Origin of the sequence: Ruminococcus flavefaciens AE3010 (genome assembly GCF_000526795.1) — a bacterium.
GTDB lineage: Bacteria > Bacillota > Clostridia > Oscillospirales > Ruminococcaceae > Ruminococcus > Ruminococcus flavefaciens_D.
Window position 1 is genome coordinate 1,399,235 of the sequence record NZ_JAGT01000001.1, and the last position, 13,824, is coordinate 1,413,058.

General features: G+C 49.2%; 12 protein-coding genes. 5 read left to right on the top strand and 7 right to left on the bottom strand.

Annotated features, from left to right (window positions below; all coding sequences use genetic code 11):
- Nucleotides 1-265 precede the first annotated feature (265 nt).
- The 7 genes from N774_RS0106025 to N774_RS18080 form a co-directional block, all read right to left on the bottom strand.
- A complete protein-coding gene (locus N774_RS0106025) occupies nt 266-889 on the bottom strand; it encodes a hypothetical protein (protein ID WP_024860376.1) in 624 nt (207 codons plus the stop codon).
- A 190-nt stretch (nt 890-1,079) separates the two neighbouring features.
- The gene (locus N774_RS0106030) at nt 1,080-4,256 is read right to left on the bottom strand and encodes a GDSL-type esterase/lipase family protein (RefSeq protein ID WP_024860377.1); all 3,177 of its coding nucleotides are present in this window, start codon (nt 4,254-4,256) and stop codon (nt 1,080-1,082) included.
- Between the two features lie 535 nt (nt 4,257-4,791).
- On the bottom strand, nt 4,792-5,868 hold the full coding sequence (locus N774_RS0106035) for a hypothetical protein (RefSeq protein WP_024860378.1): 1,077 nt from the start codon (nt 5,866-5,868) through the stop codon (nt 4,792-4,794).
- A gap of 64 nt (nt 5,869-5,932) precedes the next feature.
- Nucleotides 5,933-6,568 carry an HAD family hydrolase gene (locus N774_RS0106040; protein ID WP_024860379.1) on the bottom strand — a complete coding sequence of 212 codons (636 nt, stop codon included), beginning with the start codon at nt 6,566-6,568 and terminating at the stop codon, nt 5,933-5,935.
- The gene (locus tag N774_RS0106045) at nt 6,565-7,629 is read right to left on the bottom strand and encodes an iron-containing alcohol dehydrogenase family protein (protein ID WP_024860380.1); all 1,065 of its coding nucleotides are present in this window, start codon (nt 7,627-7,629) and stop codon (nt 6,565-6,567) included. The genes N774_RS0106040 and N774_RS0106045 overlap by 4 nt, the downstream gene beginning before the upstream one ends.
- A gap of 72 nt (nt 7,630-7,701) precedes the next feature.
- The gene (pncB, locus tag N774_RS0106050) at nt 7,702-8,901 is read right to left on the bottom strand and encodes a nicotinate phosphoribosyltransferase (protein ID WP_024860381.1); all 1,200 of its coding nucleotides are present in this window, start codon (nt 8,899-8,901) and stop codon (nt 7,702-7,704) included.
- A gap of 125 nt (nt 8,902-9,026) precedes the next feature.
- Complete coding sequence (locus N774_RS18080) at nt 9,027-10,304, bottom strand: alpha/beta fold hydrolase (RefSeq protein ID WP_024860382.1); 1,278 nt, start codon at nt 10,302-10,304, stop codon at nt 9,027-9,029.
- A 433-nt stretch (nt 10,305-10,737) separates the two neighbouring features.
- Between N774_RS18080 and queD the strand changes: the two genes are divergently transcribed.
- From queD to queF, 5 genes are read left to right on the top strand one after another with little or no spacing between them, the layout of a single operon-like run.
- Nucleotides 10,738-11,163, top strand: a complete 426-nt coding sequence (queD, locus tag N774_RS0106060) for a 6-carboxytetrahydropterin synthase QueD (RefSeq protein WP_024860383.1) — start codon at nt 10,738-10,740, stop codon at nt 11,161-11,163.
- Complete coding sequence (gene queE, locus N774_RS0106065) at nt 11,163-11,822, top strand: putative 7-carboxy-7-deazaguanine synthase QueE (RefSeq protein WP_155250364.1); 660 nt, start codon at nt 11,163-11,165, stop codon at nt 11,820-11,822. Before queD ends, queE begins: the two co-directional genes overlap by 1 nt.
- On the top strand, nt 11,822-12,391 hold the full coding sequence (folE, locus tag N774_RS0106070; protein WP_024860385.1) for a GTP cyclohydrolase I: 570 nt from the start codon (nt 11,822-11,824) through the stop codon (nt 12,389-12,391). The genes queE and folE overlap by 1 nt, the downstream gene beginning before the upstream one ends.
- A gap of 10 nt (nt 12,392-12,401) precedes the next feature.
- Entirely contained in the window at nt 12,402-13,088 is a 687-nt protein-coding gene (queC, locus tag N774_RS0106075) for a 7-cyano-7-deazaguanine synthase QueC (RefSeq protein ID WP_024860386.1), read from the top strand.
- A complete protein-coding gene (queF, locus tag N774_RS0106080; protein WP_431767930.1) occupies nt 13,085-13,588 on the top strand; it encodes a preQ(1) synthase in 504 nt (167 codons plus the stop codon). Before queC ends, queF begins: the two co-directional genes overlap by 4 nt.
- Nucleotides 13,589-13,824: the final 236 nt, after the last annotated feature.

Consider the following 13,824-nt stretch of genomic DNA (forward strand, 5'->3'; position numbering starts at 1 on the left):
TATTCTTTCATTATTTTATTATTCTGGATTTTTATATTCCGAGATTTATCAGAAGCTCTGTAATCTTCACTTATATTTTATCAGAATTATCAGAAAAAGTCAAGGGGGCTAAAAGCTCTTAAAATAAAAAATATTCTCTTATTTTTGTTCAATATAACAACTATTTTGAACAATAATGATTTTTATGTCATTCAATTGCAGTGAGGGCGGCATTTACGCCGCCCCTACAATAATCACTATTCACTTACATCAGTAAGGTTCGTGCTTATGCCGTTAGCATAACACAGATCAGGAAGAAAAGTGACAGAAAGATATGGAACTTACACTTCGACACTGCTTCTTTCAGGGAGAGCTGGTCTCTGAACATTCTCATTAATATACCCACGATAGCAGGCATGAGCATTGCGATAAGTCCAACGCCGCCCCACTCCTCTGACCTGAATGTAGCAAAGAACAGGAGAAATGCGATTATCTCCAGTACGAGCAGCTCCACCGCTAAATATGCTGCGCTGCTCTTCTGTTCAACGCCCGCTTTATGAGAGCCCTCAAATTCCAGTATCGCCGCTGCCTTTTCCTCTGCTTCCGTCAGCTTGTCCTTTACGGGAGCTTTCTCACCGTCGGAGTCAATAGCGCCCCTGAGCTTTGGGTCAAGAGCCGCCGGTGCTTCGTCAAGTTTACCTGTGGGAGCTTCTGAAATGTGCTCGGGTATCTCATCGGGAGCTGTCTCGCTGACAGCCTCGGCAATCTCCTCTGCCATAGTATCAGCAGTCTCCGCCGCCTGCTCCGCAGGCTTTTCCTCATTTTTCTGCACGGGGAGCTCTATCTTCTCGCGGAGCTTCGGGTCAAGTGAAGCCAGTATTGCGTTAAGGTCTTTTTTATCGTTCTGCATATCTTTCATTCCTATCAGTGTTAAAATAAAAATACGTGAATAATGTAGGGGCGCCCTGTGGGCGCCGCAGGTCACTATATAATTACCACGGGCGGCGGGACGCCGCCCCTACAGTGTGTCATTTATAGTTCATGTGCAAGGCACGGGCGGATAATATCCGCCCGTATACTTAGTTCTTAGTTCTAAGCTCTTATTTGAGGTATTGAGCCAGTCCGCTTATGTTCTGCTTTCTTATCTCGCCTGCAACAAGTCCCGCAACGATATTGGCACCCTTTTCACAGAAGTGTGTACCGTCGGTGGAGCCTGCAACAGCTCCCATAAGGTGATAGCTCTTGGCTGTGTCGTAGCCTACTGAGTTATAGTGGTTCACCATAAGGGTATTGAGATCGATGCATGGGATACTGTACTTCTTGGCAAGGTTGTAGCAAGCCTCGTTGTAATTTGTATAGCTGTTCACGAACCTGCCGTTGGAGTAAGCCTTCATGCCGATAGTAGTTGTTACCAGTATGGGAGTTGCTCCCTTGTCCTTTGCGGACTTGATGAACTGGGTCATGTACCACTCGTATGAGCCCGATGAGGGATTGTCAACGTTGCCGCAGGTAGGTGCGTATCTGTCCGCATTGGACTGACCTGCGTCGTTGATAGCGAACTGTATCATTACGAAGTCGCCCTCTTTAAGGCTGTCCGCAATTGTCTGCCATCTGCCCTCGTCGTAGAACTTCTTGGAGCTTCTTCCTGCTATGGAGTGATTTGCAACAGTGATATCGCTGTTGAAGTAGCTCTGCATATAGTAGCCCCAGCCCTGCTGCGGAGCGTAGGACTCGCGGTAGCTCTGTACTGTGGAATCGCCTGCGATATAGAGAGTACGCTGACCGCTGCCTGTGTTCTGCTGCTCCTGTGACGGGTCGTAAACCTCAGCATATGGCTCGTCGGTAGCGCTGAGCTCGATGTAGTCAAGATTGGGAGCTCCCTCAGACATTGCAGACTGCATAAGGATAGTGTTTCTGCCTGCCTTGAGAGGAAGAACTATGCCGAACTCCTTCCATTCAGTCCATGAGCCCGAGCCCGGGAAGGACTGCATCCAGCAGAAATCATTATTGTTGTTCACGAAAATCTTCATCTTACGGTCATTAGTTGAACCGTTTGCGAAGCGGATATGGGTCATGTAGTTGCCCTCGGCAGGAACGTCCACCGTAAAGGTGATGTTGCTGTCGGTGTTGTTGCCCAGATTAACATAGCCCTTGTCGTAGGTATAGCCTGAGTTGGTAGTCTCGATTATACCGTCGTTCCATGTCTGGTCGGCGGCATAGTATTTGAGCACAGCAGGAGCTGTAGTAGTTGTGGTAGTCTCCGCTGTTGTTGTGGTAGTAGTGGTCGTTGTAGTTGTTGGCTGCTCGGGTACGATAGCAACAGCCTCGGGAAGCTTATCAAGTCCAAGCAGACATCTCTGTATGAACATAGCGTCCTGAACTGTCATGCCGTCGCCGCCGCCTGTAACGTCTGCATTGAGACGTCCCTCTGCGGTGATAGCGTGGCTGTCAGAGCCGTTTACATCGTACTTGTTGGGGTTTGCAAGAGCCTGCATGATAAGAACGATATCCGACATATCAACAGCACCGTCGCAGTTGGCGTCGCCGTACTTCACAGTCACACTCGGAAGAGTTGTTGTGGTCTTTACTTCCTCGGGAGTAGTAATCACAGTAGTTGTTGTGGTAGTTGTAGTTGAAGTGGTGGTCGTTGTAGCAACAATATCGTCCACCTCTATCATTTCCCACTTCTGACAGGCGTGACCGTTTATCTCCCACTGCTGGATATTGGCGCCGTTATCCTTAGCTGCGCTTCCTACCTCTACCGCAGAAGCGTCACGGGAAGCTCTTGTGAGGATAGTAACGGTGCCGTCGCCGTTGTCCTGGAATTTGAAGAACTGGTCGCTGTAGCCGTTCTTGTCGGCAACTACTATATTAGCGCCGTTGTCCTTGCTGCCGTTGTCAACATAGAGACAGAGCTCGGACTCCGCAGGCTTTATGTAGAAGTAATCGCCTGTAGCCTGTATGCACTTCCATGTGTTTTTCAGCTCAGAAACGCCTGCCTGTCCCTGCTGGACATTTGCACCGCTCGCTGTGCTGCCGTCAGCCACCTCCATGTAAAGACCGCTGTTGACGTTCTTGAACATGTAGCTGACATTTGCATCGGGGTGGATAGGCTCTCTCGCAGGAGCGGACAGCTCCTGCGCCATTATCTCGGCTATCTTCTGAGCGCCCTTCTTGCTCTGGTGGAGGTCGTCATTGGAGCCGTTTGCCTGTATAGCGTAGTAGGAAGCCATACCGTCATAGCCCACAGAGAAACCGAAGTTCTGCCACAGGGTGAACAGGTCTACAACCCGCACGTTCTGCTCGCTGCCTATCTTGTCCAGTGAGCCGCCGTACCAGCGTCCTGTGAGCTTTGGATTGCGCTGCAAGTCGCCGCGTCTGCCCTGCTGCTTGACCAGTATTACCTCCATGCCCTTAGCCTTTGCGCGTTTGGTCATGTCGGTTACTGTATTGTAGTACTCCGTTTCGTTGGAGTAGTTTGAATCATTGATACCAATGGAGATTATGTAATAGTCCCCTGCCTTGCCGTAGGTCTCGATAGGAGCGAACTGTCCTGCGTCCACGAAGCCCTTGGCATACTGTCCGCTGGTAGCCATGTTGCGGACCTCATAATTGCTGCCGAAGGTCTTGCCGTTGAAGAACTGTCCCCAGCCGTGCTGTGCGGTATCTGCGGAGTTGTAGTAATTTGCCACGGTAGAGTCGCCGCATATCCAAACCATAGGCGGCATTTCGCCTGTGGTGTTCACCTGTGTTATCTCAACTGCGGCTATGGACTGCTCTCGCTTGCTCATGCCCTCAACTGCCTGAATGTTCAGCTGACCGTCCGTAACGGGAAGCTTTACTGTCTCTGTTGCCCCCAGTCCCGTAAGGTTCATCATCTGGACCATGCCCTCAAGCTTGATAGTGGTTCGGGGAGCATTTCCCACAGTGACCTTGACTTCGTAAAGTCCCTTTGGCAGGTCAACATTAAAGGTGTTGCCCGTGCCGTAGTCCTTGAACTGGACTGCGTCTGCTGTTGCTCCGCTGCCTCCTGCGGAAACATTTGCCACGTTCCATGTCTGTGCGAAGCCGTAGCCTCTGCCTGCGTCATAGCCGTCGGTGGCTGATACGCCTGTGTAGCCGCCTGCCGCTCCGCTGCCGCCGAAGTCGAACTTCCAGTTTGCCTGAGCAGCCTGCGCCTCAACAGGCTTGACTGCGCTGCCTGTGCCCAGTCCTGCAAAAGCTGAAAGCGAAAGCGCCAGAGAGGTAAGACCGCTGATCAGTCTTTTTGCTTTCATAGTATTCCTCCAATTCCGTACTTCAAGTACGCATAATTATCTAAAGTAATTAATGTCTGCTCAATAAGAAAAAATGTGTCGTTTGTAGTTTTTCCTTGCACCTTGTTTTGTCCTTTAGGACAAAATGAGCTTGACATAAATTAATGCAATGCGCAAATTCTTATTCGTAAAAAAGAATTTGCGCTCCCTGAACTTTGTTCAGGGCAATAACCGCCTTACGGCGGTTATTGAATTCACATTAATTATAACATTGTTAAGAATTCAAGTCAAGCGTTTCCGTATGCAGTTTTGAATTATTTCTACTCATTTTTGTGGCATTTTAACAATATGGTTAAGTGATTAGTTTTTAGTGATCAGTGATCAGAAAGTAGTAGGGGCGGATATTATCCGCCCGTATATGCCATTTTATAAAAATACGATGTATCAATGCAACCGTGTAGGGGCGCCCTTTGGGCGCCCGCAGGTTTCTACGCAAATAAAAAGGGCGGATATTATCCGACAGAGCCGTTAGCGGCGCGGGCTCCGCGCTGCGCTGTCAGCAGACAGCCGCATTATATGCTGCCATTGCGGCAATGGTGCTGATGAGCATCATGACAGCGCAGCTGTACGGCAGCAGCTTCAAATGTACATCATGGGGATCCTTGGGATTTATCCTGATCATTCTTGTTTCATCAAGCACGATCTCTCTGCCTGTCATAGGCCCCCAGTGTAAGTAGTCCCTGTCATTGAAGCTGTACGCCCAGCATGGGTCATAGGTAGGGTGTCTATGATATTTTGAATAGGTCACTTTGACCTCGACGCAGCATGCCTCAACCTTTACCCTGCACCGCAGCAGCTTGATGATATTGTATATCAGCGGCATGAGTACGATAACAGCGGCGTACACAGCAGTAAGCTTAGTGAATATATCAGAGCCAAGCTCAGGTTTCAATGTAAAAGTTAGGTGTGCGATGAGCATAAACATTCCCAGCAGAGCAGGCAGATTAAGAAATATTGCCATATCACGCTTCTTATTGTGCTTACAGCTTATTGACAGCAGGGTGAAGCCTGTGAAGAAAAGAGCTCCGAAAGTTATCCCCAGCACGTTCCCGTGAAGCACGCTTGTGACCACAAGTGAAGCCGCTGCAAGTGCAACGCCGATACCGCCTGTCCACATTACAGCCTTTGAGGGCGTTCCCTCAGAGCGGTTCGTATCCGCATATTCCTTTGTTTGTCCGTATGTTTTTTCGATCTTCAGCTTGTCGGCAATATAGCATACCGCAGGGACTCCTGCTGCAAGAATGAGACCTATGGCGACCATAAGACCTGCAAGTTCTTCATTGGATTCGTAGAAAAAGAACACCGAACATATTATCGCAAAGCCTGCTATCATTGAGAAAGCCGTTATTTTCATAATATTTATGTCAGAGCTTTTCTCTTTGGGAAGATCACTCATACCGCGAGCATGATGAATGAGGGCACGGTCACTGCCAAGAGTATCGGTGGCTCTGCGAATCTCTTCTTCCTGCTCCGCGTCTGAAAGAGCGTCGAATTCTTCGTCTGACATAAGATGCTTTCTTTGTTCGATGCTGCTGAGTTCTTTTATCAGCATATATGTTGTTTTGTTGTTCATTGAAATGTTCCTTCCTATAATATCCGTATCAAAATGTTCGGACGCGCAATGCGCGTCCCTACAGTCATTTATCCAGCTCTTTCATAAGATTCGGCAGGTCGCTGAAGCGCTGAAGCTCGGGGACAATCTGCTTTATAGTACCGAATCCGTAGGCAGAGTGTATGAAGTCCAGACCCGCTTTCATGGTGGCGTCGTAATCACCCTGTATATCCCCTACATACCAAGCCTTGTCAAGTCCGTTGCGCTTGGCAAGGAGAGCGATGTTGTCGCCCTTTTCCTTTAGATTGTTGCCGTAGCACTCAATGTCGTCAAAGTGCTTACCGAAGCCGTAATGCTCCAGAAAAGCCTCTATATAGCCCTGCTGGCAGTTGCTTACGATGTAGAGGTGATACTTCTTTTTAAGGCGTACAAAGGTCTTTTCAAGGTCGGGATAGAGAACTCCCCCGTGCTTGCGGAGATAGTCGTTCTCATGCTGACAGCACAGGTCAAGAAGCTCCATGCGCTTCTCCTTTGAAAGGTCGCCGAAAAGCGCGTCCGCTATCCTGTCCATGGTAAGTCCCATAACTCCCATAACGTCACTCTTTGTTATGTCGGGGCGTTCAAGCCCCAGCTCCCTTATCTTTTCAGTCCACGATGCGGCAACGTTCTCCGAGGAGTCCCAGAGAGTGCCGTCCATATCGAATATCAGTCCCTTTTTCATTTGCCCTCCGCCATTCTGCTGTAAATTTCATTAAGCTGCACCCTGTCGTGCTTTACCTCGTCAAGAACGGTTATCCTGCCCTTGCGTACCGTTCTTGCCTTCTCCCACATATCAGCGAACATATCCTCGGTTATGCCGTAGGAGCGTGGGTCGATACCCACTCCGTAGGTCTTGAAGAAGCTGATAAGTCCGTCGGGAGTCTGTCCCTGAAAGATGCAGGCAGGTATGGAGCCCATTGCAACTGCAAGTCCGTGGGATATCTTTATGTCAGGGTAGTACTCCTCGATAGCGTGGGCAAAGAGGTGCTCACTGCCGCTGCAGGGGCGTGAGGAGCCTGCTATCTCCATAGCAAGACCGCCCATAACGAGAGCTCTCGACAGGATACGGATAAACACGCGGCTCTTCAAGTCCTTTTCGTCGCAGTGATACACCGAATCGTAGCTCATTCTGCTGAGTGCGTAAGCAAAGTCGTCCACACGGGTACCCGTCTTTCTCGCAGCAAGCTTCCAGTCGTACAGCGCCGTATGCTTTGCAATGGTGTCGCCTATACCCGAAAGAGTCTGGTTCAGCGGAGCATTTGTTATCATGTTGGTGTCCACGATGATAGCCGTAGGTATCTTGCACTCAATGGTCTTACGCGCCACACCCTCGGTCTCAAGGACTGCAAAGGGCGAAGCAAGTGAGTCGTTGCTGAGGGAAGTCGGCATACAGATATACACCGCCTTGCTGATGTGTGCGGCATACTTTGCAGTATCAAGTACTCGTCCGCCGCCGATGCCGATTATGACCTTTATGTCCTCGACACAGACCTTTTTGGCTATCTTTACCGCTTCGTCGAAGCTTGCGCGGTCCATGGCGATTATCTCCGCACCGCCGAAGTCGTGGCTGATGTTGGTTATCTTCTCCTTGTAGATGTCGATGAGGAACTGCTCCGAGACAATAACGGTCTTTTGACCGATCATCTCTGGGATATAGCGTGAAATTATCTCGTCCGAATGAAAAAAGGCGTCCTCCTCCACTGCAAGGCAGATAGGAAGATTAAATCTTGTATGCTGATTCATGATGATACCTCCGCTTTATTATAGTGTTAAGCCCTTAGCGGCTTTGCTGACGGCTAAGGGCTATGTGCTTTCTTACTTCTTGGATTCTCTTTCAAGTCTGAACTCCACAGAGCGCTTTAAGTACTCAAGGTAGCTCTCATCGCGGCACATTGCCTTGCCGATGTCGTCGGAGAGCTTCGCAACGGGACGTCCGTTGACATACTGGAGCTTTATAACGATATTGAGAGCTGTCTCCTCTGTATCATTGGAGCAGAATGTTCCGATACCAAAGGAAACCTTGGTCTTGTCGCAGAAGTACTCATAGAGCTTCTGTGCGCGGTCAAAGTCAAGGCTGTCGCTGAACAGCAGGAGCTTTGTCTTGGGATCAACGCCGTACTTCTTGTAGTGGGCGATTATCTTCTCTCCCCACGCATAGGGATCACCGCTGTCGTGGCGGACTCCCGTGTAGTTATTGACCATTGAGCGGTTGAAGTCCAGCAGGAACAGGTCTGTAGTCACCGTATCCGTAAGAGCTGTACCGTTATCGCCCTGATACTCGTTGTACCAGTCGTTCATTGCATAGTGGTTAGTGTATGCAAGAGGTATTGAGTCTATGCCCTGATACATCTGCACGAACTCATGGGCATATGTGCCGATAGGAGTTACATTGTACTTCATTGCAAGGTAAACGTTTGAAGTACCCACGCACTTGTCAGTCTCGGTGCACAGGCGCTTTACCACAACGTCCTCCCACTCGCGGGAAAGGCGTCTGCGGCAGCCGAACTCGGCAAATTTGAATGTATATGTGCCGTCGTTAAGTGCCTTTATCTTTGCGTCAAGGCGCTCCTCGGCAGATTTGCGGAGCCTTTCATAGTCGAACTTCATACGGAAGTATACCTCGTTGACTATCTCCAGCAGATATATCTCGAACTGCATAGCCGAGAACAGCGGTCCGTCAACAACTATCTGAAGCTGACCGTTTCCGTCAAGCTCTGCGGTAACGTAGTCGCGGATAGGCCTCCACAGCCTCAGAAACTCAACATAGTCGTCCTTGATGAAGCGTATGGAGCGGAGGTAGTCCAGCTCTTCTTTCTTGAATGTGAGAGAGCAGAGGTGGTCGATCTGGTCGTTTATCTCCTGCACCATTTCGGCAGTGAAAACCACATCCTTGTTGCGGCACTTGAAGTAATACTGTCCGCAGAGATCGGTGTGCTTGTGGAAGATGACCTGATCCATGTTGAACTTGTACAGGTCGGTATCCAGCAGTGATACGACAATTGGTTGGAGCTTCATAGTTTTTATTCCTTTCTGTCCGATTAAAAATCGGTTATTTGATCACTGTGTAGTGGCTGATGCCCACATCAGCCCGATTTATTGAAAAACTAACGGGGCGATGTAGGCATCGCCTCCTACAAAAGCTACCTGTTTTTTTCTTTTATCTCATGCACAAACTGTGCCAGCTCCTCGGAATGGAGCATAGTTGACATATGTCCGCCGTCAATATACCGGAATTCTTTATCTGGAGCGTTTATTCTGTCAAAATATGACTTGATTACGCCGCAGTAATCGTCATTGCTGCCCTGCAAAACATAAACCGGAACCTTATACTCTGTCTTTTCGCTCAGATCAAATTCATCAAGCAGTACACCACACACATCACCGCTTTTTTCATTTGCAGGATCAACAGGCTGATAATAAACATCTTCTCCAAAATTATTCTTTATATGATCTGTGATCGAATAATACGGATTGAAAAAAGCTGCTGCAAGTGGATTTACATCGCCGTCAAACAGTCCTTCCTCATCGCTGTATACATACTTGTCTGTCAGAGGAAGAACGCTTTCGCCAAACATATGAGATGCTTTTTTAATATCAGTCTCAGAGGAACTGCATATCAGCTCTGTCATTTTATCCGGATCAAACTGTTCGGCAAAAACGCGGTCATCTTCGCTGTTTACCGTCCAGTCCGTCATAATCTGTTTTACAGCACTGAAATACTTTCTGTACTTCTCGCTGCTGTCAAGGCAGGAGCTCTCACCTGTAAAGTTGTAGTACATAAACGATATTTCGCCGTACTTATCTATTGCAGTCTGATAATCTATTGCTCCCGAGATATAATCCTCAACGCCCTTGTTCATCATCGCAGTAACATCTTTATCCACGGAAAGTGAAAGGTCGATTATACAATCCACCTTTTCGGGATTACGGATAACAAAATCTCCGCCGTACATAGTTCCCCACGAATGACCAAGTATAGTCAGCTTATCCTTGCCCATATATTCAAGAATGAAGTCTGCAACTGCGTCGATATCACTTTGCATGAGCTCAGAAGTTATCAGCCCCTCCTGCGGAGAGTGTATCTGAGTCTTGCCGCAGCCTCGCTGATCCCAGTTGACCACAGTGTAATCCCCTGCCAGCTTCCTCAGCACTTTCCAGTCCATTTCACTGGTAGCGCCTCCGGGACCGCCGTGAAGATACAGCATAACGGGATTATCCCTGTCCTCGCCGTAAATATTTATCCACTGCTGCTGACCATTGACGTCAATGTACATTTCCTCGTTTATGCCGCCCTCGGGAGTTTTATTGTATATCATTCTGCCTATCGCCCGTACTAACAGCAGTATAATTATCAGCGAAACAAGGATAATACCGAACCATTTCAGTGTTTTCAAAAATGCTTTTATTGCTTTTTTCATAAAAACATCTCCTTTATACTTGTTTTATCACATTATACTGCATTAACCTTACAATAAGATTACAAAGAGAAATGTTTTTTATAAGCATATCACATCATAGTAAAATTATAACGCAAAACTCCCCGTTTGTCAATAAAAACGGCTTGACAAGCGGCAATTTTCATGATATAATGTGTAATGGTTTTAATACCCGACAGTTCGATTGCGCCATCCTGTCGTTAAACAAAACCAGGGCATCTGTGTACACAGGGATACTGTGTCAAAGTGCAGCTAAACTGCACATAATTGGAGGACAGGTGCGTCTGCTCAATATTGGGCAGGCGCATATTTTATTTCGAGCTTAACTGGCTCGTCACCGCATATTTTATAGCGGGCGGATAATATCCGCCCCTACAAATCACTAACAACTGATCACTGAAATTGAGGTGTGATAATGTATATACTTAAAACGTCGGCGGAGTTCGACAGCGCCCACTTCCTTTCGGGCTATAAGGGCAAATGCGCAAATATCCACGGTCACCGCTGGAAGATAGAAGTCTGCGTGGCTGAGGAAGCTCTCATTGCCGAGGGCGAAAAGCGAGGCATGGTAATAGACTTCGGCGACCTGAAACACGAAGTACGTGCTCTTGCAGACAGCTTCGACCACGCTCTCATATATGAAAAGGGCTCACTGAAAACGACTACCCTTGCCGCTCTCAGTGACGAGGGGTTCCGCCTTATCGAGGTGGACTATCGTCCCACAGCCGAGAATTTCGCCCGTGATTTCTATGAAGTTCTCACCGCAAAGGGACTTCCCGTGAAGTCCGTGACCGTATATGAAACACCCGAGAACTGCGCTATTTATGAGGAGGTAAAGTAATGCTGCCTGTTGTTGAAAAATTCATCAGTATAAACGGCGAGGGCGCTCACGCAGGCGAGCTTGCGGCGTTCATACGCTTCCGCGGCTGCAATCTCAGCTGCTCCTACTGCGATACCTGTTGGGCTAATACGGAAAACGCCCCTGCGGAGTACGAAACTATAGAAGAGCTTGCTGCATGGGTGGCAGATACAGGCGTCCACAATGTTACCCTCACAGGAGGCGAGCCCCTGCTGCAAAAGGAGTGCGGCGCACTGGCTGAGCTCCTCATAAAGAACGGCTGCCGCGTGGAGATAGAGACCAACGGCAGTATCTCCCTTGAAAGGTTAGCTTCTTCCGAGTACCGCCCTGTGTTCACTATGGACTATAAGCTGCCCTCAAGCGGTATGGAGGAGTTCATGTGCGTGGACAATTTCCGACTGCTGAACTGCCACGATACGGTGAAATTCGTGTCGGGAAGCATTGCCGACCTTGAAAAAGCGGCGAAGCTCATAGACAAATACAGGCTCAAGGAGCGCTGCCATGTTTTCATCAGTCCTGTTTTCGGCGAGATAGACCCTGCGGACATAGTTGACTTCATGGAGGAGCACAAAATGAACGGCGTCCGCTTGCAGTTACAGCTCCACAAATTCATCTGGGAACCCACAAGGAGGGGCGTTTAATGGACAGAGAAGCAATAGAATATCACGTTCTCGGGCTTATCAAGGCTATCGGCGAAGACCCTGAGCGCGAGGGACTGAAAGAGACTCCTGCCCGTGTTGCCCGTATGCTGGAGGAAGTCCTTGAAGGAACTGCTTATACCAATCATCAGATAGCGGAGATGTTCGGCAAGACCTTTGACACGGACGACGGCTCCGATATGGACAGCGCCGTAGTCATGAAAGACATCACCGTGTTCAGCTACTGCGAGCACCACCTCGCCCTCATGTACGATATGAGCGTCAATGTGGCATATATCCCACGGGGAAAAGTTCTCGGGCTCAGCAAGATAGCACGTATCTGCGATATGGCTGCAAAGCGGCTTCAATTGCAGGAGCGTCTCGGTAAGGACATCGCGGAGATAATCTCCGAAGCCGCAGGCACTCCCGATGTGGGAGTTATGATACGCGGCAGTCACAGCTGCATGACGGCAAGAGGCATACGAAATGCAAACGCTAAGACCGTCACAGGCACCTACATGGGAGAATTCCGCAAAAATGCCGAGCTGAAAGAGCTCATAAAATTCGATTAAGGAGAACCACATGAAAGCACTGGTACTTTTCAGCGGCGGAGTTGACAGCACCACCTGTCTCGGCATCGCCGTCAATAAATACGGAGCAGACCAAGTTCTGGCTCTTTCACTCTACTACGGACAAAAGCACAGCCGCGAGCTTGAAGCGGCACGAAAGATAGCCGCTCACTACGGCGTAAAACACAAGGAGCTTGACCTTGCTCTCATCTTTGCGGACAGCGACTGCTCGCTGCTCAGAGGCTCCACAGAGGATATCCCCAAGGAGTCCTACGCAGAACAGCTAAAAAAGACAGACGGCAAGCCTGTTTCAACTTATGTACCGTTCCGAAACGGACTTTTCCTTGCATCTGCGGCAAGCATTGCACTGTCGAATGGCTGCACAGAGATATACTACGGCGCTCACAGCGATGACGCCGCAGGCAACGCCTACCCTGACTGCAGCAGCGACTTCAACGACGCTATCAACCGCGCTATCTACCTCGGAAGCGGTGAGGAGCTCCGCGTTGTGGCGCCCTTTATCGGAATGAACAAGGCTCAGGTGGTAGCTGAGGGACTTAAACTGAACGTCCCCTACGAGCTCACATGGAGCTGCTATGAGGGCGGCGACAAGCCCTGCGGTGTATGCGGCACCTGCCGCGACAGAATGGCGGCATTCAGAGCCAACGGCATGGACGACCCTGCCATGAAAGGAGAATGACTATGAGCGGAAGAACCGAAAACGAAAAGGGTGATATCACCCTGCTGGGCAATCAGCATACAAAGTATAACTACGACTATGACCCGTCAGTGCTGGAGACCTTTCCAAACAAGCACCCCGACAACGACTACTTCGTGAAGTTCAACTGTCCAGAATTCACAAGCCTGTGTCCTATCACAGGTCAGCCAGACTTCGCAACTATATACATCTCATACATACCAGCCGAAAGAATGGTGGAGAGCAAGTCCTTGAAGCTCTACCTGTTCAGCTTCCGCAATCACGGCGATTTCCATGAGGACTGCGTGAACATCATCATGAAAGACCTCATAAAGCTCATGGATCCGAAATATATCGAGGTGTGGGGAAAGTTCCTGCCTCGCGGCGGTCTGTCCATAGACCCCTACTGCAACTACGGCAAGGCAGGCACAAAATGGGAGCAGATGGCGTGGGAACGTCTCTCTCAGCATGATATGTATCCCGAAACTGTCAATAACAGGTGAAGTCAGCCTGTAGGGGCGAACATTGTTCGCCCGAGCCGTTAGCCATTAGCCTTTAGCTTTTAGTAAGCTGAACCCATGAACGGGATTCCAAAAGGAGTATACTCCCTTTGGTCAGGTCAAGGGTGACTCCCCACAGGGTGGGGAGATGTCGCAACGCGACAGAGGGGACGGACCCGATTAGGGGGACAGCCCTTGTGGGGTATGGGGCAAAGCCCCGCATACGTCAGGCGCCTCGC

Excerpts from the sequence above, each read along its gene's own strand:
- folE (WP_024860385.1), top strand. The coding sequence starts at position 11,822 with ATGGACAGAGAAGCAATAGAATATCACGTTCTCGGGCTTATCAAGGCT.
- N774_RS0106030 (WP_024860377.1), bottom strand. The coding sequence starts at position 4,256 with ATGAAAGCAAAAAGACTGATCAGCGGTCTTACCTCTCTGGCGCTTTCG.
- pncB (WP_024860381.1), bottom strand. The coding sequence starts at position 8,901 with ATGAAGCTCCAACCAATTGTCGTATCACTGCTGGATACCGACCTGTAC.
- queF (WP_431767930.1), top strand. The coding sequence starts at position 13,085 with ATGACTATGAGCGGAAGAACCGAAAACGAAAAGGGTGATATCACCCTG.
- queD (WP_024860383.1), top strand. The coding sequence starts at position 10,738 with ATGTATATACTTAAAACGTCGGCGGAGTTCGACAGCGCCCACTTCCTT.
- queC (WP_024860386.1), top strand. The coding sequence starts at position 12,402 with ATGAAAGCACTGGTACTTTTCAGCGGCGGAGTTGACAGCACCACCTGT.
- N774_RS0106035 (WP_024860378.1), bottom strand. The coding sequence starts at position 5,868 with ATGAACAACAAAACAACATATATGCTGATAAAAGAACTCAGCAGCATC.
- N774_RS0106025 (WP_024860376.1), bottom strand. The coding sequence starts at position 889 with ATGCAGAACGATAAAAAAGACCTTAACGCAATACTGGCTTCACTTGAC.
- queE (WP_155250364.1), top strand. The coding sequence starts at position 11,163 with ATGCTGCCTGTTGTTGAAAAATTCATCAGTATAAACGGCGAGGGCGCT.
- N774_RS0106040 (WP_024860379.1), bottom strand. The coding sequence starts at position 6,568 with ATGAAAAAGGGACTGATATTCGATATGGACGGCACTCTCTGGGACTCC.
- N774_RS0106045 (WP_024860380.1), bottom strand. The coding sequence starts at position 7,629 with ATGAATCAGCATACAAGATTTAATCTTCCTATCTGCCTTGCAGTGGAG.
- N774_RS18080 (WP_024860382.1), bottom strand. The coding sequence starts at position 10,304 with ATGAAAAAAGCAATAAAAGCATTTTTGAAAACACTGAAATGGTTCGGT.